25 protein-coding genes are annotated in these 22746 nt (G+C 70.9%); 10 read left to right on the top strand and 15 right to left on the bottom strand.

Annotated features, from left to right (window positions below; translation table 11 throughout):
• Window positions 1-17: 17 nt before the first annotated feature.
• Window positions 18-602, bottom strand: coding sequence for a suppressor of fused domain protein (locus tag OG798_RS34210; protein WP_267062759.1), 585 nt, complete (start codon window positions 600-602; stop codon window positions 18-20).
• 549 nt (window positions 603-1151) lie between these two features.
• Between OG798_RS34210 and OG798_RS34205 the strand changes: the two genes are divergently transcribed.
• Window positions 1152-2264, top strand: a complete 1113-nt coding sequence (locus tag OG798_RS34205; protein WP_095852729.1) for a magnesium and cobalt transport protein CorA — start codon at window positions 1152-1154, stop codon at window positions 2262-2264.
• Window positions 2265-2307: 43 nt separating this feature from the next.
• The gene (locus OG798_RS34200; RefSeq protein WP_095852730.1) at window positions 2308-2853 is read left to right on the top strand and encodes a hypothetical protein; all 546 of its coding nucleotides are present in this window, start codon (window positions 2308-2310) and stop codon (window positions 2851-2853) included.
• A 27-nt stretch (window positions 2854-2880) separates the two neighbouring features.
• Here the strand turns inward: OG798_RS34200 and OG798_RS34195 are convergent, their stop codons facing one another.
• A complete protein-coding gene (locus OG798_RS34195) occupies window positions 2881-3642 on the bottom strand; it encodes a hypothetical protein (RefSeq protein ID WP_121415084.1) in 762 nt (253 codons plus the stop codon).
• Window positions 3643-3955: 313 nt separating this feature from the next.
• On the opposite strand from OG798_RS34195, the gene OG798_RS34190 reads away from it, so the two are divergent.
• From OG798_RS34190 to OG798_RS34180, 3 genes are read left to right on the top strand one after another with little or no spacing between them, the layout of a single operon-like run.
• The gene (locus OG798_RS34190; protein WP_257016587.1) at window positions 3956-5362 is read left to right on the top strand and encodes a magnesium transporter MgtE N-terminal domain-containing protein; all 1407 of its coding nucleotides are present in this window, start codon (window positions 3956-3958) and stop codon (window positions 5360-5362) included.
• Window positions 5352-5936 (top strand): DUF1003 domain-containing protein, encoded by a 585-nt coding sequence (locus OG798_RS34185; protein WP_095857797.1) that lies wholly within the window; start codon window positions 5352-5354, stop codon window positions 5934-5936. Before OG798_RS34190 ends, OG798_RS34185 begins: the two co-directional genes overlap by 11 nt.
• Window positions 5937-5980: 44 nt before the next feature.
• Entirely contained in the window at window positions 5981-7114 is a 1134-nt protein-coding gene (locus OG798_RS34180) for an Mrp/NBP35 family ATP-binding protein (RefSeq protein ID WP_095852732.1), read from the top strand.
• A gap of 163 nt (window positions 7115-7277) precedes the next feature.
• On the opposite strand, the gene OG798_RS34175 is transcribed toward OG798_RS34180, so the two are convergent.
• The 5 genes from OG798_RS34175 to sigE all read right to left on the bottom strand — a co-directional run bounded on the left by OG798_RS34175 (window position 7278) and on the right by sigE (window position 12416).
• Complete coding sequence (locus tag OG798_RS34175; protein WP_120985369.1) at window positions 7278-7934, bottom strand: hypothetical protein; 657 nt, start codon at window positions 7932-7934, stop codon at window positions 7278-7280.
• Window positions 7935-8112: 178 nt separating this feature from the next.
• The gene (locus OG798_RS34170; RefSeq protein WP_095852733.1) at window positions 8113-8562 is read right to left on the bottom strand and encodes a sec-independent translocase; all 450 of its coding nucleotides are present in this window, start codon (window positions 8560-8562) and stop codon (window positions 8113-8115) included.
• A gap of 210 nt (window positions 8563-8772) precedes the next feature.
• Window positions 8773-10599: a trypsin-like peptidase domain-containing protein gene (locus tag OG798_RS34165; RefSeq protein ID WP_328758191.1), complete on the bottom strand. Its 1827-nt coding sequence runs from the start codon at window positions 10597-10599 to the stop codon at window positions 8773-8775.
• A gap of 138 nt (window positions 10600-10737) precedes the next feature.
• Window positions 10738-11718 carry an anti-sigma factor family protein gene (locus OG798_RS34160; RefSeq protein ID WP_328758190.1) on the bottom strand — a complete coding sequence of 327 codons (981 nt, stop codon included), beginning with the start codon at window positions 11716-11718 and terminating at the stop codon, window positions 10738-10740.
• Window positions 11715-12416, bottom strand: a complete 702-nt coding sequence (gene sigE, locus OG798_RS34155) for an RNA polymerase sigma factor SigE (protein WP_054228218.1) — start codon at window positions 12414-12416, stop codon at window positions 11715-11717. The genes OG798_RS34160 and sigE overlap by 4 nt, the downstream gene beginning before the upstream one ends.
• A 414-nt stretch (window positions 12417-12830) precedes the next feature.
• Here sigE and OG798_RS34150 point away from each other — a divergent pair, with 414 nt between their 5' ends.
• Complete coding sequence (locus OG798_RS34150) at window positions 12831-13355, top strand: O-methyltransferase (protein ID WP_054228219.1); 525 nt, start codon at window positions 12831-12833, stop codon at window positions 13353-13355.
• A 145-nt stretch (window positions 13356-13500) separates the two neighbouring features.
• On the opposite strand, the gene OG798_RS34145 is transcribed toward OG798_RS34150, so the two are convergent.
• Window positions 13501-13668, bottom strand: a complete 168-nt coding sequence (locus tag OG798_RS34145; RefSeq protein WP_003966491.1) for a DUF3117 domain-containing protein — start codon at window positions 13666-13668, stop codon at window positions 13501-13503.
• 144 nt (window positions 13669-13812) lie between these two features.
• Window positions 13813-13977, bottom strand: coding sequence for a hypothetical protein (locus OG798_RS34140; protein ID WP_179436445.1), 165 nt, complete (start codon window positions 13975-13977; stop codon window positions 13813-13815).
• 64 nt (window positions 13978-14041) lie between these two features.
• On the opposite strand from OG798_RS34140, the gene OG798_RS34135 reads away from it, so the two are divergent.
• Window positions 14042-14845 (top strand): enoyl-CoA hydratase/isomerase family protein, encoded by an 804-nt coding sequence (locus OG798_RS34135; RefSeq protein WP_328758188.1) that lies wholly within the window; start codon window positions 14042-14044, stop codon window positions 14843-14845.
• An 81-nt stretch (window positions 14846-14926) separates the two neighbouring features.
• On the opposite strand, the gene OG798_RS34130 is transcribed toward OG798_RS34135, so the two are convergent.
• Together OG798_RS34130 and OG798_RS34125 are read right to left on the bottom strand one after the other, a co-directional pair.
• Window positions 14927-15508, bottom strand: coding sequence for a DNA-3-methyladenine glycosylase I (locus OG798_RS34130; RefSeq protein WP_121415088.1), 582 nt, complete (start codon window positions 15506-15508; stop codon window positions 14927-14929).
• Window positions 15505-15855, bottom strand: a complete 351-nt coding sequence (locus OG798_RS34125; RefSeq protein ID WP_054228222.1) for a DivIVA domain-containing protein — start codon at window positions 15853-15855, stop codon at window positions 15505-15507. Before OG798_RS34125 ends, OG798_RS34130 begins: the two co-directional genes overlap by 4 nt.
• A gap of 191 nt (window positions 15856-16046) precedes the next feature.
• On the opposite strand from OG798_RS34125, the gene folP reads away from it, so the two are divergent.
• Window positions 16047-16907 (top strand): dihydropteroate synthase, encoded by an 861-nt coding sequence (gene folP, locus OG798_RS34120; RefSeq protein ID WP_097224845.1) that lies wholly within the window; start codon window positions 16047-16049, stop codon window positions 16905-16907.
• Window positions 16908-17108: 201 nt separating this feature from the next.
• Here the strand turns inward: folP and OG798_RS34115 are convergent, their stop codons facing one another.
• Both OG798_RS34115 and dapE read right to left on the bottom strand, forming a co-directional pair.
• Window positions 17109-17867 (bottom strand): TIGR00730 family Rossman fold protein, encoded by a 759-nt coding sequence (locus OG798_RS34115; RefSeq protein ID WP_097224846.1) that lies wholly within the window; start codon window positions 17865-17867, stop codon window positions 17109-17111.
• Between the two features lie 109 nt (window positions 17868-17976).
• On the bottom strand, window positions 17977-19056 hold the full coding sequence (dapE, locus tag OG798_RS34110; protein ID WP_095852740.1) for a succinyl-diaminopimelate desuccinylase: 1080 nt from the start codon (window positions 19054-19056) through the stop codon (window positions 17977-17979).
• A gap of 97 nt (window positions 19057-19153) precedes the next feature.
• Here dapE and OG798_RS34105 point away from each other — a divergent pair, with 97 nt between their 5' ends.
• Together OG798_RS34105 and OG798_RS34100 are read left to right on the top strand one after the other, a co-directional pair.
• Window positions 19154-20140, top strand: coding sequence for a heavy metal transporter (locus OG798_RS34105; protein ID WP_121415089.1), 987 nt, complete (start codon window positions 19154-19156; stop codon window positions 20138-20140).
• A gap of 350 nt (window positions 20141-20490) precedes the next feature.
• Complete coding sequence (locus OG798_RS34100; protein ID WP_067368466.1) at window positions 20491-20934, top strand: ATP-binding protein; 444 nt, start codon at window positions 20491-20493, stop codon at window positions 20932-20934.
• Between the two features lie 154 nt (window positions 20935-21088).
• Here OG798_RS34100 and OG798_RS34095 read toward each other — a convergent pair whose 3' ends face one another.
• A complete protein-coding gene (locus OG798_RS34095) occupies window positions 21089-22183 on the bottom strand; it encodes a bifunctional succinyldiaminopimelate transaminase/glutamate-prephenate aminotransferase (RefSeq protein ID WP_121415091.1) in 1095 nt (364 codons plus the stop codon).
• Between the two features lie 154 nt (window positions 22184-22337).
• Entirely contained in the window at window positions 22338-22658 is a 321-nt protein-coding gene (gene fdxA, locus OG798_RS34090) for a ferredoxin (RefSeq protein ID WP_018089397.1), read from the bottom strand.
• Between the last annotated feature and the right edge of the window lie 88 nt (window positions 22659-22746).

Here is a 22746-nt window from a genome sequence, read left to right as displayed (position 1 = left end):
AACGGGTCAAGAAGTGCTCAGTCCAGCGGAACGGACCTGCGCGAGGGATCGCGCAGGTCCGTTCCGCCGTTCAGCCAGCGTTCCTGAAGGGCCCCGGCGCCGTGCACACGCTTCCAGGCGGCCTCGTTCGGCGTCATCGGGAGCAGCGGCAGGAACCGTACGGGATCGGCGGGCGCGTCCAGCTCCAGGTCCTCGACCAGGCCACCGGACTCCGCGACCAGGACCGAGGTGAACGGCGCGCCGGGCCACAGCGCCCCGCCCACGTCGAGCGAGGCGCCGGGGGCCACGATCAGCCCCTCGACCTGCGGGGACGCGGCGAGCACGGCGAGCGGGCGGAGCACCTTGTCGGTGTCGGCGACACCGGGGCGGACGGACAGGACCAGCTCCGCGCGCGGGCCCTTCACCGGGTCGGCGAGGACCGCCGTGGGGTCCGCCATCGGCTGGGCGGACATACCGAGCGTGGCGTAGCGGACGACGTCACCCTCCGTGAAGCGCAGCACTTCGATACGGTCGGTACCGAGGAAGGTGACCGCGGCCCGGGCGTCGGGTTCGCCCAGCGCAGAGCGCAACCGGGCCTCGACCAAAGGAAGAACATCAGCCATGAGCCGAGCATAGAACTCGTCAGTAACGGGCAAAGCGGCGGCTTGACGCTTCAGTGCGCTGATAGTCTTGGCCGCTGGTCGGGGCAGCACGCAGAAGCGTCGCTCTCAAGCTCCGACGCACTGAGACTGACTGGCTTCCCCACGGGGGAAGCCAGCTCCCCCACGGGGGATGGATCGTCCCTCACGGGGGACCGACCGGAGGAGGTGGGGCTGCAATGGACCGAAGTCGACCTGGCAGTACCACCCGCTCTTCCGGTCGCTGAAGTTCTGTAGCTGGTTCCAGCCGCTCCCTGGCTCCCGTAGCTCTGTCGGCTGCTTCCTCCTGCAAACGTGTGCATACGTGTCAGCGTTGTCCCGGTGCACCACGGAAGAGCGCTTCGTTTCCGCCTGATACATCCGATCTGTCTGATCTGAATCAGTAGCGAAGCTGCCACCGCGACGGTGCGGTGCTCCCCGCTTTGTGGACGTGCCAAACATCCGCAGTCTGGACGTCCCCATTCCGGGTAGTTTCAACCGTCGTCGGTCGCCTCCGTTGCGAAGGAGCCCGTCATGTCGATGATTCGTGACCTGCGTGCCGCGGTCCGTCCCCGTCCCTCGCTGCGCAAGGACAGTGGCTCGTACGACCACACCCGCGCCCCCGGGACCAACTCCGCCGTGGTCGACTGCGCCGTCTACCGCGACGGCGCCCGCGTCCAGACCCCCGAGCCGCTGACGCCCCAGGAGGCGATGCGGCTGGTGCACCGCGACGGCGGTTTCGTGTGGATCGGTCTGCACGAGCCCACGGAGGCCGAATTCGCCGGTATCGCGGGCGAGTTCGGGCTGCATCCGCTGGCCGTCGAGGACGCCGTCCAGGCCCACCAGCGACCCAAGCTGGAGCGCTACGACGACTCCCTGTTCACCGTCTTCAAGACCATCCACTACGTCGAGCACGACGAGCTCACCGCCACCAGCGAGATCGTGGAGACCGGCGAGGTCATGTGCTTCACCGGGCGGGACTTCTTCATCACCGTCCGGCACGGCGGGCAGGGCTCGCTGCGGGCGCTGCGGCACCGGCTGCAGGACGACCCCGAGCTGCTCGCCAAGGGCCCCTCCGCCGTGTTGCACGCCATCGCCGACCACGTCGTCGACGGGTACATCGCGGTCGCGGACGCCGTGCAGGACGACATCGACGAGGTGGAGACCGAGGTCTTCTCGCCGGGCCGCAAGGGCACCCCGCGCGGCACGGACGCCGGCCGCATCTACCAACTCAAGCGCGAGGTGCTGGAGTTCAAGCGGGCCGTATCCCCGCTGCTGCGCCCCATGCAGCTGCTGAGCGAGCGCCCGATGCGGCTGATCGACCCGGACATCCAGAAGTACTTCCGCGACGTCGCCGACCACCTCGCCCGCGTCCAGGAGCAGGTCCTCGGCTTCGACGAACTGCTCAACTCCATCCTCCAGGCCAACCTCGCGCAGGCGTCCGTGACGCAGAACGAGGACATGCGCAAGATCACTTCCTGGGCCGCGATCATCGCCGTACCGACGATGGTCTGTGGCGTGTACGGCATGAACTTCGACCACATGCCGGAGCTGCACTGGAAGTTCGGCTACCCGCTGGTGCTGGGCGCCACGGTCGGGATGTGTCTGTCGATCCACCGGATCCTGAAGCGCAACGGCTGGCTCTGAGCGCACCGGGTGACCGCCCGGTGCCGCTGGATAGGCTGGGCCCATGACGGAACAGCTGCTCGACCGGGCCCTCGTCGAGGAGGCCACGAAGAAGTCCGGGCTGATCTGGGTGCGGAGCGGCGGCGTGCCGGCGCACGAGGCGCCGGGCGCCGAGGCGCCCACCCGGGCCCTGTGGCACGTGTGGCACGACGGCGCGGCCTGCCTGGTCGGCGACGGGCCCGGAGAGCAGCCGCTGCCCTCGCTCGTCGACGGGGGCGACGCGGTCGTCGTCGTCCGCAGCAAGGACAAGGGCGGGCGGCTGGCCGCGTGGACCGCGAAGGTGGTCGAACTCGCGCCCGGCTCCCCCGCGTGGGAGGCGACCGTCGCCGAGCTCAAGGGCAAGCGTCTGAACGCGCCCGACGGCGAGGAGATGCCGGCCCGCTGGGCCCGCGAGTGCCGGGTGCTGCGCCTGGAGCCCCGGGCGGGCACACTCCCGCTGCCGGACGGCTCGCTGGCCGCCGTGCCGGTCCCGTCCCCCGCGACCACCCGCCAGCCGATCCCGGCCGCCGTACCGCGTCTGCTCTTCAGGAAGCGGGGACGCCGCCGCTAGGTCCTGTCCGGCGGACCTGCTCCAGGGCTACGACGTCGGCAGTTGCCGGCCGTAGTCCACGGTCTCGTCCTTGGCGGGTTCCGCGAGGGCGAAGCTCTTGCCCCAGTCGGTGAGGCTGAGCGTGCCCGCGTCGCCCGCGCGGACCAGGAGCAGCGGGTACGGGGTTCCCTTCAGGGAGACGTCCAGGGTGCCGCCCGCGCCCTTGTCGCCGGTGATACGGATGGTGCGGACGCCGGACTGCTCGTGGTGGCCGTCCGTGGCGAGGGAGCCGTGCAGGGTCAGCAGACCGTCGAGCAGGACGTCCTTGTCCGTGAAGCTGATGAAGCGCTTGTAGGCCGGGTCGCCGCTCGGGACCTTCACGTACTTGCCGTCGAGCTTGTCGGCGGCCGCGGTGTCCGCCGAGGAGGTGGCACCGCTCTTGCCGCCCTGGTGGTTCCAGAACTCGGCGCCGGCCTTGAGGAAGAGGTGCCGGCCGACCCGGAGCAGATGGAAGCTCGCGCCCTCCGAGGTGACCGAACCGGTGCCGCCGTCGGACTTCAGCCGCATGTCGAGCTTGTACGTGCGCCCGTTCGACACCACGGTCCCGGCGAGTCGTACCGCCTCGGCCGACGTGGCGGCCTTGCGCGTCTTCGACTGGATCTCGGTGGCGGACAGCTTCCCCACCCCGTTCGTGCCCGCGTCCGGATCCTCACTACCGCACCCCGTCAGCGCCGTCCCCAACACGACCAGTGCGCACATCGCGCCCACCAGTGCGGCCCTGCGGGTACGGCCCTGGGAAATCGCAGTCACAGGTAGGGCTGCCTTTCATACGGGTGTCCATGCGCGTGTCCGTGCGGGTGCCCATGCGGGTGCCCATGCCGGGTGTCCCCAACGGCGTACGGCAGCGTACCGGTGCCGTACCTGCCCGGCGGAGCCAGTCCGTCCGGACCGCTCACCAGGGCGTATCCGACCGGGACGGGCTAGCCTGAAGCCCACCTGAGCGGACAGGTCGGACCAAACGCCCGTACGGAGAAACCCGGCAAGCGTTCGAGCGACACGCGACGACCGACGCGCGACCAGCGACACGGAAGAAAGAGCAACACGGAAAGAAGGAGGCGCGGGCATGGCCGCAGGCGCCCCCCGGATCTTCGTCTCGCACCTCGCCGGTGTCGCCGTCTTCGACCCCAGCGGCGACCAGGTGGGCCGCGTGCGGGACCTGGTCGCCATGCTCCGCGTCGGACGCCGCCCGCCCCGGTTGCTCGGGCTGGTCGTGGAACTCTCCACCCGGCGGCGCATCTTCCTGCCCATGACCCGTGTCATCGGCATCGAGTCCGGAGAGGTCATCACCACCGGTGTCCTGAACGTGCGCCGCTTCGAGCAGCGGCCCACCGAGCGGCTCGTCTTCGGCGAACTGCTCGACCGCCGGGTCCGGCTCGTCGAGAGCGGCGAGGAGGTGACCGTGCTCGACGTGTCCGTCCAGCAGCGGCCGGCCCGCCGGGAGTGGGAGATCGGCCGCGTCTTCGTGCGCAAGGGCCGCAGCGGGACCTTCCGGCGCACCAAGGGCGAGACGATGACCGTCGACTGGTCCGCCGTCACCGGGTTCTCGCTGGAGGAGCACGGACAGGGCGCCGAGAGCCTCCTCGCCACCTTCGAGCAGCTGCGCGCGGCCGACCTGGCCAACGTCCTGCACCACCTGTCGCCGAAACGGCGCGGGGAGGTGGCCGCCGCCCTGGACGACGACCGCCTCGCCGACGTCCTGGAGGAGCTCCCCGAGGACGACCAGATCGAGATCCTGGGCAAGCTCAAGGAGGAGCGCGCCGCCGACGTCCTGGAGGCGATGGACCCCGACGACGCGGCCGACCTGCTCGCCGAACTGCCCGAGGACGACGTGGAGCGGCTGCTGATGCTGATGCGGCCCGACGACGCGGCCGACGTACGACGGCTGATGTCGTACGAGGAGCGGACGGCCGGCGGTCTGATGACGACCGAGCCCATCGTGCTGCGGCCCGACGCCACAGTCGCCGACGCGCTCGCCCGGGTCCGCAACCCCGACCTGTCCCCGGCACTCGCCGCGCAGGTGTACGTGTGCCGCCCACCGGACGAGACACCGACCGGCAAGTACCTGGGCACGGTGCACTTCCAGCGGCTGCTGCGCGACCCGCCGTACACGCTGGTCAGCTCGATCCTCGAAGGCGATCTGCAGGCGCTCGCGCCGGACGCGGCGCTGCCCGTCGTCGCGGGCTTCTTCGCCACGTACGACATGGTCGCGGCGCCCGTCGTCGACGAGAGCGGCTCACTGCTCGGCGCGGTGACCGTGGACGACGTGCTGGACCACATGCTGCCGGAGGACTGGCGCGAGACCGAGTTCCATCTGCACGAGGACGAACCGCAGGACGAACGTCTGGACGAACCTCAGGACGGGCGCCTGCGCGAACCCGAGGACGGCCGCGAGGACGACCGGGGAGACGAGGAAGACGGCGCGGAAGACGCCCGTGAAGGCGTGGACGAAGGGGGGCGCGATGGGACCTGACCGCGAGACCCGCGAACGGGCCGCCACCGGGGCGACCGCCACCACCCGGCCCCGCACCCGCCTCGACCAGCCGTTGCCGCCGCGCCGCCGGCTGGTGCCCGAGTGGGACCCGGAGGCCTTCGGGCGGCTGTCGGAGCGGATCGCGCGCTTCCTCGGCACCGGACGGTTCATCGTCTGGATGACGGTCGTCATCATCGTGTGGCTGGTGTGGAACATCGCGGCACCGCGCCATCTGCGCTTCGACCCGTATCCGTTCATCTTCCTGACCCTGATGCTCTCGCTCCAGGCCTCCTACGCCGCCCCGCTGATCCTCCTCGCGCAGAACCGCCAGGACGACCGCGACCGGGTCAACCTCGAACAGGACCGCAAGCAGAACGAGCGCTCGATCGCGGACACCGAGTACCTCACCCGCGAGATCGCCGCCCTGCGCATGGGCCTCGGCGAGGTGGCCACCCGCGACTGGATCCGCTCCGAATTCCAGGACCTGATCAGGGAGCTGGAGGAACACCGCGCCGACCGCCGGGTCGTATTCCCGGCAGAACGGCCGCCGCGACGTGACGTAGGCGACCGTTGACGGGGCTTTCCGGGCCCGGGGCCGGGCGCCGTACCATCGTCCTTATGGCTACGGAAGACGCGGTGCGCGAAGCACTGGCGACGGTGAACGACCCCGAGATCCAGCGACCCATCACCGAGCTGGGGATGGTCAAATCGGTGGAGATCGGTGCGGATGGCGCGGTCGCGGTCACCGTGTATCTGACCGTCTCCGGCTGCCCGATGCGCGAGACCATCACGAAGAACGTGACGGAGGCGGTCTCGGCGGTCGAGGGTGTCACCCGCGTCGACGTGACCCTGGACGTGATGAGCGACGAGCAGCGCAAGGAGCTGGCGAGCGCGCTGCGCGGCGGCCAGACCGAGCGCGAGGTGCCCTTCGCCAAGCCGGGCTCACTCACGCGCGTGTACGCGGTCGCCTCCGGCAAGGGCGGTGTCGGCAAGTCCTCGGTGACCGTGAACCTCGCGGCTGCGATGGCGGCCGACGGCCTCAAGGTCGGCGTGGTCGACGCGGACATCTACGGCCACTCGGTGCCCCGCATGCTCGGCGTCGACGGCCGTCCGACCCAGGTCGAGAACATGATCATGCCGCCGTCCGCGCACGGCGTGAAGGTCATCTCCATCGGCATGTTCACCCCGGGCAACGCACCGGTGGTCTGGCGCGGCCCGATGCTCCACCGCGCCCTCCAGCAGTTCCTGGCGGACGTCTTCTGGGGCGACCTGGACGTCCTGCTCCTCGACCTCCCGCCGGGCACGGGCGACATCGCGATCTCGGTGGCCCAGCTGGTCCCGAACGCGGAGATCCTGGTCGTCACCACCCCGCAGCAGGCGGCGGCCGAGGTCGCCGAGCGCGCGGGCTCCATCGCCGTCCAGACCCACCAGAAGATCGTGGGCGTGGTCGAGAACATGTCGGGCCTGCCGTGCCCGCACTGCGGCGAGATGGTCGACGTTTTCGGCACGGGCGGCGGTCAGAGCGTCGCCGACGGCCTGACCCGCACCACCGGCGCGAGCGTTCCCGTCCTCGGCTCCATCCCGATCGACGTCCGCCTCCGCGAGGGCGGCGACGAGGGCAAGCCGGTCGTGCTGACCGACCCGGAGTCCCCCGCGGGCTCCGCCCTGCGCGCCATCGCCGGCAAGCTCGGCGGCCGCCAGCGCGGCCTGTCCGGCATGTCCCTGGGCATCACCCCGAGGAACAAGTTCTAGCCCATTCCCCGGCAGCACGTAGACAGGGGCGCCCCGCTGAGGAGCGCCCCAAAGGGGCGCGGGGAACTGCGCGACCAGCCAGAACCGGCCCGCAGCCGCCGAACGGGCCGAAGTCCCAGATCGGCCCGCGTTCTCGTCCCCCCTCCCGGAGGGCAGGGCACCGTCAGGCGTACGCCGCGATGTCCTTGATCTTGGCGAAGGCCAACCCGTACGCGCTCATCCCCCGCCCGTACGCCCCCACATGGACCCCCTCCTGGGTGGAGCCCGCGAGGACCCAGCCGAACTCCAACTCGCGGTAGTGGAACGGCGTGGGGACGCCGTCCACGGGGAGGGACAGCGAGGACCAGTCGGGCCCTTCGAGGTCGTCCGCGAGGACCCACGCCGTCTCGGTCTGCTGGTCCAGCCAGTTGTCCCGCCGGGTGTGGTCCATCTGGCCGGGCCAGGTGAAGGACAGCAGCCCCACACCGGCCAGCCAGGCCGCCGAGGACACCGACGTGGCCTCAAGGAGCCCGGTACCGTCCGCGCTGCGGCGCGAGGGGTTGGCCGCGACGGTCACCACGACCGCGAACCGCTCCTTGTCCTCCGTCGACTCGCTGCGCACCGAGGGCTCTTCCCCGTGCCCGATCGAACCGTGCTCGACGGCACCTTCCGCCGACGTACCGACCTGCATCAGCCAGCGCGGCCCCGTGAAGGCCTCGTCGAGGCCGTACCAGGGGAAGGGCGCCAGCAGGTAACCGTCTACCGTGCGGCGGGCGGAGGGGACCTGCTGTCCGTCTTCCGCGGCCGGCGCCTGCGCGCCTACCCGACTTGTCGTCTCCATCTGCCCGGACGCCTCCTTGCTCTCGTCGGACCGGGTGGCCCGCCCCCCTCGGGCGTCCTCAGCGGTCCGCACAACAACTGGGCAGCATAGCCACACCGCCCCGAGCAGCAGGGAAAGCACCCGGCGCGTGGGACACGCACGCGCCGTTTTCCGCCCGTGTCACACGACTGGGTACGGCTCAGGTGGCGTCCGCGTCGAAGGGCGGGCGCTCGTCCGGATCGGTCTTCTCGGGCTTCTTGGTCATGTCGATCGAGCCGCCGGAGGAACCGGAGGACGAGGACGGGGAAGACGAAGAGGAGTCCGTGTCGCGGTTGTGGACCGCGTCCGTGACCTCGGCCATCTCCTTCTTCAGGTCGAAGCCGTTGCGGATCTCCTTGAGCCCCAGCTCGTCGTTGTCCAGCTGCTTGCGGATGAACGTCTTGGGGTTGAGGTCCTCGAACTCGAAGTCCTTGAACTCCGGGCCGAGTTCCTCACGGATGTCCGCCTTGGCGCTCTCCGAGAACTCGCGGATCTTGCGGATGGTGCGGGTGACGTCCTGGATCATCTTCGGGAGCTTTTCCGGACCGAAGACGAGCACGGCGAGGACAACGAGCGTCACCAGCTCGAGCGGTCCTATGTCATTGAACACCTGAAGCTCCTTGCGATGTCCTCAGTCCTCGGGCCCTCGGGATTCTTCCGTGGTCCGGGCCGGGTCCACGGTACCCGCCGATCCCGTCCGTCCGGAACTGTCCCGGGGCTTCCGGGTTCGTGTACACGACGAGTTTCCCCGGATGTTCGCCGCTCAGCGCGCGCTCGGGGTCCCTCCTGTGAAGTTCATGTCAGTTGCTGTCGAAAGAGGTCAGCCGCCGCTCGCGGAGCCGAGAACCAGGGTGACCGTCCGCTGCGAGCCGCCCCGCCGGAGGGTCAGCCGGAGCCGGTCGCCGGGACGGTGGGCGCGTGTCTTCACGATCAGCTCCTCACCGGAGTGGACGCGCTGTCCGTCGACCTCGGTGATGACGTCGCCGGCCTTGATGCCCGCCCTGGCCCCGGGGCCGCCCGCGGTGACCGGCGCGCCGCCGCCCTTCGTCCCGACCCGGGCGCCGTCGCCCGTGTAGTCCATGTCGAGCATGACCCCGATCACCGGGTGGGTCGCCCGGCCGGTGTTGATCAGCTCCTCGGCGACGCGCCTGGCCTGGTTGACGGGGATGGCGAAGCCGAGCCCGATGGAACCGGCCTGGCCGCCCTGGAGGTCGGTGCCGCCGTCGGCGGAGCGGATGGCGCTGTTGATGCCGATGACACGAGCCCTGGTGTCGAGGAGGGGGCCGCCGGAGTTGCCGGGGTTGATGGGCGCGTCGGTCTGCAGCGCGTCGACGTACGAGACGTCGCTCCCGTCGCCCTTCTCGCCGCCCGCCGTGATGGGACGCTCCTTGGCGCTGATGATCCCGGAGGTGACGGTGTTGGCGAGGTCGAAGGGCGCGCCGATGGCGACGACGGGGTCGCCCACCTGGACGCTGTCGGAGTTGCCCAGCGCCATGGGCCGCAGCCCGCCGACTCCCGACACCTTCACCACGGCGAGGTCGTAGCCGCTGTCGCGCCCGACGACGGTGGCCTTGGCGCTCTCGCCGCCGCTGAACGTCACGGTTATCTCGCCGCCGCTGCCGGCCGGCTCGACCACGTGGTTGTTGGTGAGGATGTGACCCCGGGTGTCGAGCACGAACCCGGTGCCGGTGTCCGCTTCGCCGGAGCCGCGCACATGCAGGGTGACCACGCTGGGCAGGGCGCGGGCCGCTATCCCGGCCACGCTGTCCGTGGGCCGCCCGGGCGCCTCCTTGGCGGCCTGCGGCAGTGTGACGTCACCGACCCCGCCGTTGCGCTCCAGATAGGCCCCTACGGCGCCTCCGACGCCTCCGGAGACGAGGGCGAGCGCCACGGCCCCGAGGACCAACGCCTTCCTCGCCCGCTTGCGCCGCTGGGTCTTCGTCTCGACAGCCGCCCCGTTCTGCTGGAGCGGTCCCGGGGCGGCCCAGGGGTCGTAGTTCTGCCACGGGGCGGGGGCCGGGTGGGGATTGCTCGGGTACGGGACCGGGGCCAGGAGCGGCGCCGGGGCCGGAAGCGGGGGCGGGCCCGGGGGCATGGCGGTGCCGTGCGCGGGGGTGACCGCCGGGTGCTGGACGGGCGGGGCAGGCGCCCAGGGGCCCGGCTCGCCGTACGGCGGGGTGCTGTAGGGGTCGGGATCGTGCAGAGGCCGGGGACGGTCTTCGGGGGCCTGCTGCGCCGGTACGGCGGCGACCGGGGCGCGGCCCGCGGGCACGGCGTCCGAGGGACTCCCGACCGCCTCCGCATCCGACACGCTTCCCTGAAGAACCGCGGCAGGACGCTCCAACTCGAAGTCACCGCCGCCGACACCGCTCCCGGCACCAGGCTCCGCCGGTGCGACGTACGGCGAACCCGCACCGGCCACACCCGTCGGAGCCGTGGTCGTCGCCGGCTGGTCCAGTTCGTAGTCCCCGTCGGACTTGTAGTCCCTCTCGGACTGGTGGTCCCCGTCGGAGTTGTGGTCCCCGTCGGAGTCGCGGTCCGCCCCGGGTCCGGAGATGTCCTCGACCGGGCCCACCTCGCCGACCCCCGGAGAGACCGGGCGGGGCCGACTCCACCACTTCGCCTTCGTGGGCTTCCCCTCGTTCATGCTCTCCCCACACCTGGCCCGCGACACAACACGTCGACGGTCACCGCAGATTGCCGACTCCGCGTCCGGGAATCCCTCCGGCGGACGCGGCCCACCCTGGATTCAACCAGGTTCCGGGGCCGGGGCGCAGAGGGCCGGTCAGTGAGCGGTACGGGAGGAGGGGGACGGGGAGGAAGAGGGGGACGGGGTGGTGGCCGGGGTGGCGAGCAGGCGCGGAGGCGTGAGGCCGGGCGGCGTCGACCAGGAGGTCTGGGCGATCGGCTGGGACTCGGTGAGCGGATGTATGAGCGGGGACATCACGGCGGCACCGGCCACCACGGGGGTGGTCAGCGTGTGCATGACGTCGTCTGCCCGGGTCACCGGAGCGGGGACTCCGGGGAGCAGGGGTGCGGACACCGAGGTAGGCACCGCGGGCGCCACACCGAGCGAACGCTCGCCCTGGGTGAGCAGCGGCCCGTCGGAGCGGCGACGCTGTGTCTCGGGAGCCGTCGCGGGCCCCGATCCCGGCGTACGCGCCGGTGTCACATTGCTGCCGCCGGAGCCGCCGCGCGCGTCCGTGGTGTCGGCCGGCACTCCGGTCGACACCCCGCCGAGCGCGACCGCGGCCAGCGACACCGCACCGGCGGCGGCGAAGGCGAAGCGCAGCCCGCGCGAGGCCGATCGGTCGGACTCGTGACGGCTGACGTCATGGATGCGGAAACCGCGCCCGGAGGCGGGCGGCAGCACGTCGCCGTGCGGCGCCGCGGGCACGTACCCGAAGGGCTCTCCGCGCACTCCGAAGACGCCGGTCACCGGGGCTCCGGAGGGGAGTCTTCCGCCGAATCCGCCCCCGCCGAACGGTGAGCCATCACCGCCGTCGAAGTCACCTCCCCCGGGCAGTCCCTGGAGACGGGCCAGGAAGCTCTCGGAGGGGGGCGGAGGAGCGACTTCCGCGAAGACGTTCTTCAGTCGGCGCTGGGCGTCCGCCTCGGCCTTGCACTTCGCGCAGGTGACGAGGTGGGCCAGGACGCGATCGCGCGACTCATGACCGAGCTCTCCGTCCACCAAGGCGGAGAGTCGGTCCCCAAGATGCTGGTCGGCAACACACCGCTCCGTAGAGTTGGGCCGGGATCCACTCACGCGGTCGCGCCCCCTCCTCCCAGCGCCGGAACTCCCGTGATCGCGAAGCCGCGGCGCTCGGCACGGGCCTCGGGAGACCGGTGTGCGAGGGCCTTGCGCAGCTGCGAGCGGCCACGGTGGATCCGGCTGCGGACCGTACCGAGCTTGACGCCCAGGGTCGCGGCGATCTCCTCGTACGAAAGTCCCTCGATGTCACAGAGGACGACCGCGGCACGGAACTCGGGCGCGAGGGTGTCCAGCGCCTGCTGGACGTCCGCGTCGAAGTGCGCGTCGTTGAAGACCTGCTGCGGGGAGGGCTCGCGGCTGGGCAGGCGCTCGGCCGCGTCGTCACCGAGGGCGTCGAAGCGGATGCGCTGCTTGCGGCGCACCATGTCGAGGAAGAGGTTCGTGGTGATGCGGTGCAGCCAGCCCTCGAAGGTGCCGGGCGTGTAGGTCGACAGGGAGCGGAAGACGCGGACGAAGACTTCCTGTGTGAGGTCCTCGGCGTCGTGCTGGTTGCCCGTCAGGCGGTAGGCGAGCCGGTAGACCCGGCCGCTGTGCGTGCTGACGATCTCCTCCCAGGTGGGCGGAGTCCACGCCTGCGACTCCGCGTCGGTGGTGAACGTCGCGGTCTGCGCCGGGGCAGCAGCATGGAACTTGTCAGCGATGTCGGTCACGGATTTCGGCTCACCCGCCGATCTGAGAAGGCGCCGCAGCACCCCTCCCCGATCCACAGGCGCAGCCGCACCTCCCCTGTCGGCTCTGGTGGTGTCCAGTGGAGCCCCTACCATAGCCACCTCGCCCGTTAGCTCCGGATAAGCGGTTTTACGAGAATTTGATACGTGCTCATATGGCTGCGTCAGCATGTGGTCGCCACCCCGCTCCACGGCCCGCTCCGCGCACTGTTCCATCGACTTCCCCCCGCTCTGTTTCCGCACCCCTCTAAACGCCTGGTCCCATCTGCGGGTTCCCGGCACCAACGGATACAGTCACGCCCAGGCAACCACGGGGACAGGGAGAGGGTCATTACCGGCAACCGGCAGACGAGCTGGGCGTTCGCCGACGCCTTTGTCGCCGAGGACGAAGCGCTGCGCTGGGCCCGCGACCGGGCCCGCGAGGCAGGGCTGCGCCCGGTGTCGCCCGGCACGGGCGCCGCGCTGCGGTTGCTCGCCGCCACCGTGGACGCGAAAGCGGTGGCGGAGATCGGGACCGGGACCGGCGTCTCCGGAATTCATCTGCTGCACGGCATGCGGCCGGACGGGGTACTGACCACCGTCGATCCGGAACCGGACCGCCAGCAGTTCGCCCGCCAGGCCTTCCGCGCGGCCGGCTTCGCCAGCAACCGCGCCCGCTTCATCCCCGGCCGCGCGCTGGACGTCCTGCCCCGGCTCGCGGACGCCGGCTACGACCTCGTCTTCTGCGACGGCGACCGTCTGGAGTGCCTGGACTACCTCGCTGAATCGTTGCGCCTGCTGCGTCCGGGCGGGCTGGTCGTCTTCGAGGGTGTCTTCGCGGACGGCCGCACGGTCGAATCGGGCCCGCAGCCCGCCGAGGTCGGCCGGCTGCGCGAACTGCTGCGCGCGGTGCGCGAGAGCCAGGACCTGGTGCCCTCGCTGCTGCCGGTGGGCGATGGGTTGCTGTGCGGGGTCAAGCGCTGACCGCACGCTCGGCCTCGTACCCGCACTGCATGTCTGACCTGCGTCGATGCGCACAGACACACCACTGTCGCACCCCAGGAAAACCACCACCCCGGCACCGAATACGATGCCGGGGCAGCTGAAAAGGGTATGGTCGCGTTCCGCGTCAGCCGACGACCTTCTTGAGGGCGTCGCCGAGCGCGTCGGCCTCGTCAGGGGTCAGCTCGACGACGAGCCGACCGCCGCCTTCGAGCGGAACGCGCATGACGATGCCCCGCCCCTCCTTGGTCACCTCGAGCGGGCCATCGCCCGTCCGCGGCTTCATGGCCGCCATGCTCGTTCCCCTTCCTGAAACCAGCTCATCGTCGCCGACGGCCCCTTGAAGGGCACGCACGTCCCCTCATAGGACACACGTCACCGGCATCGAACACATTGCTTCCAGGCCATTATCCCGCATCTCAGGACCCGATGACCAACATCAGTCGGCATCGCTTGCGCAACGCGCTTGAGCAAAACCACTCAATTCGGCGGTGTGACTGCGATACTGCGCCGCTGCATCGACTTCCACGGCGCGGAATTCTTTGACGCAGGTCACATGTCCTGTCCACGCCCGGACCGTGATCTCCGCCATGCTGTCCTGCATGCTGTCCTCACACCAGGACGTACCGACCGGTACGTCGGAGCCGCGACACCGGAGGAGACCCACCATGTCCGACACCGTGCTCTACGAGGTGAGCGACGGACTCGCGACGATCACGCTGAACCGCCCCGAGGCGATGAACGCGATGAACGTCGAGACCAAGGTCGCCCTCCGGGACGCGGCCCAGGCCGCCGCGGCGGACGGCGGCGTACGGGCGATCCTGCTCACCGCCGCGGGTGACCGGGCGTTCTGCGTCGGACAGGACCTCAAGGAGCACATCGGGCTGCTGGCCGCCGAAAAGGAGTCGGGGTCGCGGCACACGATGAGCACCGTGCGCGAGCACTACAACCCGATCGTGCGCGCCCTGACCGGGGCCCCGAAGCCCGTGGTGGCCGCGGTGAACGGCGTCGCCGCGGGGGCCGGCTTCGGCTTCGCCCTCTGCGCCGACTACCGGATCGTCGCCGACACCGCCGCCTTCAACACGTCCTTCGCCAACGTCGCGCTGACCGCCGACTCGGGCATGTCATGGAACCTGCCGCGGGTGATCGGACCGGGCCGCGCCGCCGATCTGCTGCTCTTCCCGCGCAGCATCTCCGCGCAGGAGGCCCTCGAGCTCGGGATCGCCAACCGGCTCGTCCCGTCGTCCGAGCTGCGCGGCGAGGCGGAGAAGGTGGCGCGGGCGCTGGCGGCGGGGCCGACGGTCGCGTACGCCGCGCTGAAGGAGGCCGTGGCGTACGGGCTCACTCATTCTCTGGACGAGACGCTGGAGAAGGAGGACGAGCTGCAGGCGCGGGCCGGGGCGTCCGAGGACCATGTGATCGCGGTGCAGGCGTTCGTCAACAAGGAGAAGCCGAAGTACTTGGGGCGGTAACGCTTCGCTGGATTCGGCGGTCGGAGGTCGGTACGGGAACTGCGGGCCGTCTGTGGCTGGTCGCGCAGTTCCCCGCGCCTCTTATGGGGTGCTCCTGGCCGCGCAATCCTCCAAGTGGTCGTTCACCAGGCCGCAGGCCTGCATCAGCGCGTAGGCCGTGGTCGGGCCCACGAAGCGGATGCCGCGCTTCTTGAGGGTCTTGGAGAGGGCCGTCGACTCGTCGGTGACGGCCGGGACGTCGGCCAGCCGCTTCGGGACCGGGCGGGTGGCCGGGTCGGGGGCGAAGGACCAGATCAGCTCGTCCAGCTCGCCGGGCGCCCAGTCGGCCAGCACGCGCGCGTTGGCGACGGTCGCCTCGATCTTGGCGCGGTTGCGGATGATCCCCGGGTCGCCGAGGAGGCGCTCCTTGTCGGCGTCCGTGAACGCGGCCACCGAGGCGATCTCGAAGTCGGCGAAGGCGGCACGGAAACCCGGCCGCCGGCGCAGGATCGTGATCCAGGACAGGCCCGACTGAAAGGCCTCAAGGCAGAGCCGCTCGTACAGCGCGTCGTCGCCGTGGACCGGGCGGCCCCACTCCTCGTCGTGGTACGAGACGTAGTCCTCGGTGGACAGGGCCCAGGGGCAGCGCAGGGCGCCGTCGGGCCCGGCGAGCGCGTCGCTCACTGCTGCTCCCCCTCGGCCGGCTTGCGCAGCGACATGGTCGCGGTGGCGCGGGCGCCGGCCAGCGCGGCCTCCAGGTCGGCGATCCTGGCGTCCCGCTCGGCGAGCTCGGCGCCGAGTCGGCCGAGGGCGTCGTCCACGTCCGCCATGCGGTAGCCGCGGGCGGCGAGCGGGAAGCGCACGGACTCCACGTCAGCGCGGTTCACCGGCCGGTCCTGGGGCAGCGGGTCCACCAGTCGATCGGGCTCGGCGTCGGGAAGGGGGGCGCTCTCGCCGCCGCCCACCACGGACAGTGTCACCGCGGCGACCACGACGGCGAGCGCGACGACCAGGAACAAGAACATGAACATCGCTGAGGTCCCCACGCTCTGGTGCCGACGCGTTGGGCGCCGACGCGAAAGTACTGAAGCTGCTGAAAATGTCTGACGAGTGCCGAAGCGGTCCGGCGCTGAAAGTGTCAGGGTCCGATCGTGCCATGCGAGTCTGACAGTTAAGGTCGCAGGCGGCTAAGCAGCGGGACTTATAGGAGAGGTCACAGGGGATGCTCAGGCTGGGCAAGCACGAATTCGACCCCCACGAGCCGGTGATCATGGCCATCGTGAACCGGACCCCGGACTCCTTCTACGACCAGGGAGCCACCTTCCGCGACGAGCCCGCGCTCGCGCGTGTGGACCAGGCGGTGGCCGAGGGCGCCGTCATCATCGACATCGGCGGGGTCAAGGCCGGGCCCGGGGAAGAGGTGACCGCCGAGGAGGAGGCGCGCCGTACGGTCGGTTTCGTCGCCGAGGTGCGGCGACGGTTCCCGGACGTGATCATCAGCGTCGACACCTGGCGGCACGAGGTCGGGGAGGCGGTCTGCGAGGCGGGGGCGGATCTGCTCAACGACGCGTGGGGTGGCGTGGATCCTCGGCTCGCGGAGGTGGCCGCGCGGTACGGGGTGGGGCTGGTGTGCACCCATGCCGGGGGCGCCGAGCCTCGTACGCGGCCGCATCGGATCGCCTACGACGACGTCGTGGCCGACATTCTGCGGGTGACCGTGGGGCTGGCCGAGCGGGCGGTGGCCCTGGGGGTGCCCCGGGAGTCCGTGTTGATCGACCCCGGGCACGACTTCGGGAAGAACACGCGGCACAGCCTGGAGGCGACTCGGCGGCTGGGCGAGATGGTGGAGACGGGGTGGCCCGTGCTTGTCTCCCTCTCCAACAAGGACTTCGTCGGGGAGACGCTCGACAGGCCGGTGAAGGAACGGGTGGTGGGGACGTTGGCCACGACGGCGGTGTCGGCGTGGCTGGGGGCGCAGGTGTATCGCGTCCACGAGGTCGCCGAGACGCGTCAGGTCCTGGACATGGTGGCGTCGATCGCGGGCCACCGCCCTCCGACGGTGGCCCGCCGGGGCCTGGCGTAGTTTTCCTCGCCCCCGCCGCCCCTACCCGTCCCATCCTCACTCGGGGGCTCCGCCCCCAAACCCCCGATCGGCCTGAACGGCCTCGTCCTCAAACGCCGGACGGGCTGAAGATGCGCGCAGCGCCCCTTCAGGGGCGCGGGGAACTGCGCGACCAGCCCCCGCGCACCCGCAGCGGAAGAACCCGACCAGGGTCTCGGGCCGCTAGCGGCCCGCCTCCTTGGAGACCAGGGCCACCGCTTCCTCCACCTCGTCCGTGAGGTGGAAGAGGAGGAGGTCCTTTTCTGAGGCCTTGCCCTGGGCGATCAGGGTGTTCTTGAGCCAGTCGACGAGACCGCCCCAGTACGCCGTGCCGAACAGGACGATCGGGAAGCGGGTGACCTTCTGGGTCTGGACGAGGGTGAGGGCCTCGAAGAGTTCGTCGAGGGTGCCGAGGCCGCCGGGCAGGACCACGAAGCCCTGGGCGTACTTGACGAACATCATCTTGCGGACGAAGAAGTACCGGAAGTTGAGGCCGATGTCGACGTAGGGGTTGAGGCCCTGTTCGAAGGGGAGCTCGATGCCCAGACCGACCGAGATGCCCTTGGCCTCGCAGGCGCCCTTGTTGGCGGCTTCCATCGCGCCGGGCCCGCCACCCGTGATGACGGCGAAGCCGGCTTCGACCAGGCCTCGGCCGAGGGCGACCCCCGTCTCGTACTCGGGCGAGTCCACCGGTGTGCGGGCGGAGCCGAAGACGCTGATCGCGGGCGGGAGTTCGGCGAGCGTGCCGAAGCCTTCGATGAACTCCGACTGGATGCGCAGGACCCGCCAGGGGTCGGTGTGCACCCAGTCGGAGGGGCCGCCCGCGTCCAGCAGACGCTGGTCCGTGGTGCTCGCCTGCACCTGGCCCCGCCTGCGCAGTACCGGCCCCAGCCGCTGCTCCTCCGGTGGCTGCTTCTTGCCCTCGGGGTTGCCAGTAGCCATGTGCGCTCCCTCCGCTTGCAAGTGGTTCAGCCCCAGCGTAGATCTACGCGGGTTACGGAGGGGGGACATGCGCATGTCCGCCGTGCACCACGAAAGTTCGGGCAGGTCCTCAGGACGTCAGCCAGGCGCGCAGGCGCTCCTCAGCCTCGGGGATCTCCGACGCCCGCACCCGCTCGTCCACCTTGTGGGCGAGGAGCGGCGCGCCGGGCCCGTAGTTCACCGCGGGCACCCCGAGCGCGCTGAAGCGGGCGACGTCCGTCCAGCCGAACTTGGGGCGGGCCTCGCCGCCGACGGCCGCCAGGAAGGCCGCGGCCGCCGGGTGGGTCAGGCCGGGCCGGGCCCCGCCGGTGTGGTCGTCGACGATGAACTCGTCGATGTCGCAGTCGGCGAAGAAGTCACGGACGAAGGCCTCGGCCTCCGCCTCACTGCGGTCGGGCGCGTAGCGGAAGTTGACGACGACCGTGCAGGCGTCGGGGATGACGTTGGTGGCCACGCCCCCTTCGACGCGGACGGCGTTGAGGCCTTCGTGGAACCGGAGACCGTCCACGACCGGCGTGCGCGGCTCGTAGGCGGCGAGCTTGGCGAGGATCGGGGCCGCCGCGTGGATCGCGTTGGAGCCCATCCACGCGCGCGCGGAGTGGGCACGCTCCCCCTTGGTCTTCAGGAGCACCCGGAGCGTGCCCTGGCAGCCGCCCTCCACCTGGCCGTCCGTCGGCTCCAGGAGGATCGCGAAGTCGCCCGCCAGCCAGTCGGGGTGGGCCTCGGCGACGTGCTTCAGGCCGTTGAGGTGGGCGGCGACCTCTTCGTTGTCGTAGAACACGAAGGTGAGGTCGCGGTTGGGTGCCGGGACCGTGGCCGCGATGCGCAGCTGCACGGCGACGCCGGACTTCATGTCGCAGGTGCCGCAGCCCCACAGGACGCCGTCCTCGTCGAGGCGCGAGGGCACGTTGCCGGCGATGGGGACCGTGTCGATGTGGCCGGCGAGGATCACGCGCTCGGCCCGCCCCAGGTTCGTACGCGCCACGACGTTGTTGCCGTACCGGTCGACCGTCAGATGCGGCAGGGCGCGCAGCGCGGCCTCGACGGCGTCCGCGAGCGGCTTCTCGTTGCCGCTCTCCGAGGGGAAGTCGACGAGCCGCGCGGTGAGCTCCGCGGCGTCCAGCGTGAGGTCAAGGGTGGTGTCGGCCATGCCCTCGACCCTAGCGCCCCCTGCTCGGCGCTCTGCCGCACACGGGTTGTCCACAACCCCATACGTCGCCAACAGTCGCCTCCAGTACCTTGTACGCGTGCCAGAGCCGTCCCCCACTCCTGTCCGGCGCGGCCGCCTCTTCCGTTTCGGGGCGGCCGTCGTAGTCATGCTCGCGCTCGCGGGTTACCTCGCGGTGCAGTACCTCACAGGAGGGACGGGTGCGCCGCGCTGCAGAGTCGTCTCGGGCAAGAGCGACGGAGCGTCGTACGAGTTCACCCCGGAGCAGGCGGTGAACGCGGCGACGATCTCGGCGGTCGGCACCACCCGCGGGCTGCCGGAGCGCGCCGTGGCCATCGCGCTCGCGACCGCGCTCCAGGAGTCGGGGCTGCGCAACATCCAGCACGGCGACCGGGACTCGCTGGGTCTCTTCCAGCAGCGCCCCTCGCAGGGCTGGGGCACGACGAAACAGATCATGGACCCGACGTACGCGGCCGGCATGTTCTACGAACACCTGGCCAAGGTGCCGGGCTACACGCGGCTGCCGCTCACCGTCGCCGCGCAGCGCGTGCAGCGCAGCGGCTATCCGCAGGCGTACGCGAAGCACGAGCCGGACGCGACGCTGCTCGCCGCGGCCCTGACCGGCCGTGCGGCGGCCACGCTGACCTGTGAGGGCCGCCCGGGGGCGACCCCGGTCGGCGGCCCGGACTCGGTGCGCGCCGCGCTCGTACGGGACTTCGGGCGCGAGGTGCTGCAGGAGGCGGGAGCCGATGTGAGCACCGCGGGCTCCCCCGCCTCCCCGACGGCTTCGCCGAGCCTCGCCCCCTCGCCGAGCGTCTCCGGCCGGACCGTGACCGTGCCCGTGCGCAAGGACCCCACCGGCGACTCCACCGTCCGCCAGCGTGGCTGGGAGCTGGCGCACTGGGCGGTGGCCAACTCCTCGGCGCTGCACATCCGACGGGTCTCCTACGCGGGGCGGGAGTGGACGGCCGGGGAAAGGAACGGCGAGTGGCGCGCGGCGGTCACCACGGGCGGTTCGACGGCGAAGCCGTCCCCCGGCGAGGTCCGTATCGACACCGCACAGTAGTACGGGGCCTCACCTGTACGGGGGATGCGCGGCGTGGCGCGTTGCCGCTGCGAGCAGGTTTTCGCGTACTCACCCCGGAATCCGCCGGACCCCTTGAAAACACAGGGCCGTAAGGATTCGGCGGACTTTCCGACCGGATACCCTTTGCCCGTTTTTATCCACAACTGATAATGCGACGCATTGCCAACTCTTTACGTCGGGCCACCGCAACCTTCGCGGGTCTCGAGCGGTAGTCACTGCGTCCGAGCCCGGAACGATCAACGGGTCGCCCGACAGCCGGTCGGCGGCCGGACGGTCAACTCCCGGGCACGGGTGGACACTTCACCGTTCTCTTCCGTCTAAGGAGCATCATGTCCCTCCCCCTGACCCGCCGGATCGCCCGTGCCGCGCTGCTCATCGCAGCGGGAGCGGCGCCCGTGGTCGGTGCGGCCGGCTCCGCCAGCGCGGCGGCCGAACTCCCGGCCACCCCCAACCTCGGCGGCCTGACCGCTCTGGACGGCGCGCACGTCGGCAGCACGGTCGACGGTGCGACGCAGAACGTCACCGGGCTCGCGGGCACGACCGGCGGCAACGCCCTCAAGAAGGCCGTCCCGGCCGCGGGCAAGACGGGTGGCAGTGTCGCCAGGACGGCGACGCCGGCCGCGCAGAAGGTGGCCGGGGACGCGGCGGGGCAGGCCGGGGGTCTGCTCGGTGACACCGCGAAGACCGCCGGTGGTGGTCTTCCGACGGACGCGGTGACCAAGGGTGGCCTGCCGACGGGGCAGCTGCCGCTGAAGGGGTTGCCGCTCGGCTAGGCGCCGGGCACATGCTGTAGCTGTACGGGCGAAGGGGTCCAGGGAGTTTCCCTGGACCCCTTCGCGCATGCCGGGTCGTGATGTGCGGGCCGGTGGGGGCTGGGCGCGCAGTTCCCCGCGCCCCTAAAGGGCGCGCTCCTCGCCAGGGGGTTTCTTAGCCCAGGCGTTCTACCGCCGCCGCCACTCGCTCGTCCGTCGCCGTCAGGGCCACGCGGACGAATTTTTCGCCCGCCTCGCCGTAGAAGTCGCCCGGGGCGACGAGGATGCCCAGTTCGGCCAGGTGGGCGACGGTGTCCCAGCAGGACTCACCGCGGGTGGCCCACAGGTACAGGCTCGCCTCGCTGTGCTCGATGCGGAAGCCGTGGCGCAGCAGGGCCTCGCGCAGGGCGGTGCGGCGGGCCGCGTAGCGCTCGCGCTGTTCGCGGACGTGGACGTCGTCCGCGAGGGCGGCGACCACCGCGGCCTGGGTCGGCGCGGACGTCATCATGCCACCGTGCTTGCGGATCTGGAGCAGGTCGCCGAGGACGGCGGGGTCACCGGCGAGGAACGCGGCGCGGTAGCCGGCCAGGTTCGAGCGCTTCGAGAGCGAGTGGACCGAGACGATCCCCTCGTACGAGCCGCCGCAGACGTCCGGGTGCAGAACCGAGACCGGGTCGGCCTCCCAGCCCAGCTCGAGGTAGCACTCGTCGGAGAACACGAGGATGTCGTGCTCGCGGGCCCACGCGACGATCCGGGCGAGTTCCGGCGCGGACAGGACCCTGCCCGTCGGGTTCGACGGGGAGTTCAGCCACAGGAGCTTCAGGTCGGTCGGGTCCAGCTCCGTGGGGTCGTCGTAGGCCACGTGGTCCGCGCGGGCCAGGCGCGCGCCGACCTCGTACGTCGGGTACGCGAGGCGCGGGTACGCCACCTTGTCGCCGGGGCCCAGGCCCAACTGGGTGGGGAGCCAGGCGACGAGTTCCTTGGAGCCGACGACCGGGAGCACGTGCTGGTGGGTGATGTCGCGTGCGCCGAGCCGCCGCTCGACCCAGCCGGTGAGCGCGTCGCGCAGTTCGGGCGTGCCCCACACCGTGGGATAGCCCGGCGAGTCCGCGGCCGCGACCAGAGCTTTCTGGATCAGCTCGGGCACCGGGTCGACCGGGGTGCCGACGGACAGGTCGACGATGCCACCCGGATGAGCGGCGGCCGTCGCCTTGAAGGGCTCCAGCTTGTCCCAGGGGAAGACGGGAAGCCGGTCGGAGACTGCGGACACGGGATCGGGCTCACTTTCTCGTTCGTACGACCCGTACGCACACGGCTTGCGCGCCTGTGGCCGGTACGGGCTGCTACGGCAAACGCCTCGGTCCCGTACGGCCATCGAGGGAATCGGGCCGTACGGGACCGAGGCGGCGCGTAGGTGCGGCCGCTTACTGGTTCTGCGGCGGCAGCGCTGCGATGAAGGGGTGATCGCGCTCGATCAGACCGAGCTTGCTGGCGCCGCCGGGCGAGCCGAGCTCGTCGAAGAACTCGACGTTCGCCTTGTAGTAGTCCTTCCACTCTTCGGGAGTGTCGTCCTCGTAGAAGATCGCCTCGACCGGGCACACCGGCTCACAGGCTCCACAGTCGACGCATTCGTCCGGGTGGATGTACAAGGACCGGGAGCCCTCGTAGATGCAGTCGACCGGGCACTCCTCGATGCACGCCTTGTCCTTGACGTCGACACAAGGCTGCGCGATGACGTAGGTCACGCTGTCGTTCCTCCTCGATAGGGCGCTGGCGGGCCTCCGTAGGCTCCGCCGCCTGGCGCGCGGGAGCGCGGCGTCGTCGATGCCCGCA

The organism is Streptomyces sp. NBC_00271 (assembly GCF_036178845.1).
Lineage (GTDB): Bacteria > Actinomycetota > Actinomycetes > Streptomycetales > Streptomycetaceae > Streptomyces.
The sequence above is the reverse complement of the archived record's forward strand: the minus strand, read 5'-3'. Positions and strand labels throughout refer to the sequence as shown.

Coding starts and splice junctions, on each gene's coding strand:
- OG798_RS34210 (WP_267062759.1), bottom strand. CDS start 602: ATGGCTGATGTTCTTCCTTTGGTCGAGGCCCGGTTGCGCTCTGCGCTG.
- OG798_RS34205 (WP_095852729.1), top strand. CDS start 1,152: ATGTCGATGATTCGTGACCTGCGTGCCGCGGTCCGTCCCCGTCCCTCG.
- OG798_RS34200 (WP_095852730.1), top strand. CDS start 2,308: ATGACGGAACAGCTGCTCGACCGGGCCCTCGTCGAGGAGGCCACGAAG.
- OG798_RS34190 (WP_257016587.1), top strand. CDS start 3,956: ATGGCCGCAGGCGCCCCCCGGATCTTCGTCTCGCACCTCGCCGGTGTC.
- OG798_RS34185 (WP_095857797.1), top strand. CDS start 5,352: ATGGGACCTGACCGCGAGACCCGCGAACGGGCCGCCACCGGGGCGACC.
- OG798_RS34180 (WP_095852732.1), top strand. CDS start 5,981: ATGGCTACGGAAGACGCGGTGCGCGAAGCACTGGCGACGGTGAACGAC.
- OG798_RS34175 (WP_120985369.1), bottom strand. CDS start 7,934: ATGGAGACGACAAGTCGGGTAGGCGCGCAGGCGCCGGCCGCGGAAGAC.
- OG798_RS34165 (WP_328758191.1), bottom strand. CDS start 10,599: ATGAACGAGGGGAAGCCCACGAAGGCGAAGTGGTGGAGTCGGCCCCGC.
- OG798_RS34145 (WP_003966491.1), bottom strand. CDS start 13,668: ATGGCGGCCATGAAGCCGCGGACGGGCGATGGCCCGCTCGAGGTGACC.
- OG798_RS34140 (WP_179436445.1), bottom strand. CDS start 13,977: ATGCAGGACAGCATGGCGGAGATCACGGTCCGGGCGTGGACAGGACAT.
- OG798_RS34135 (WP_328758188.1), top strand. CDS start 14,042: ATGTCCGACACCGTGCTCTACGAGGTGAGCGACGGACTCGCGACGATC.
- OG798_RS34125 (WP_054228222.1), bottom strand. CDS start 15,855: ATGTTCATGTTCTTGTTCCTGGTCGTCGCGCTCGCCGTCGTGGTCGCC.
- folP (WP_097224845.1), top strand. CDS start 16,047: ATGCTCAGGCTGGGCAAGCACGAATTCGACCCCCACGAGCCGGTGATC.
- OG798_RS34115 (WP_097224846.1), bottom strand. CDS start 17,867: ATGGCTACTGGCAACCCCGAGGGCAAGAAGCAGCCACCGGAGGAGCAG.
- dapE (WP_095852740.1), bottom strand. CDS start 19,056: ATGGCCGACACCACCCTTGACCTCACGCTGGACGCCGCGGAGCTCACC.
- OG798_RS34100 (WP_067368466.1), top strand. CDS start 20,491: ATGTCCCTCCCCCTGACCCGCCGGATCGCCCGTGCCGCGCTGCTCATC.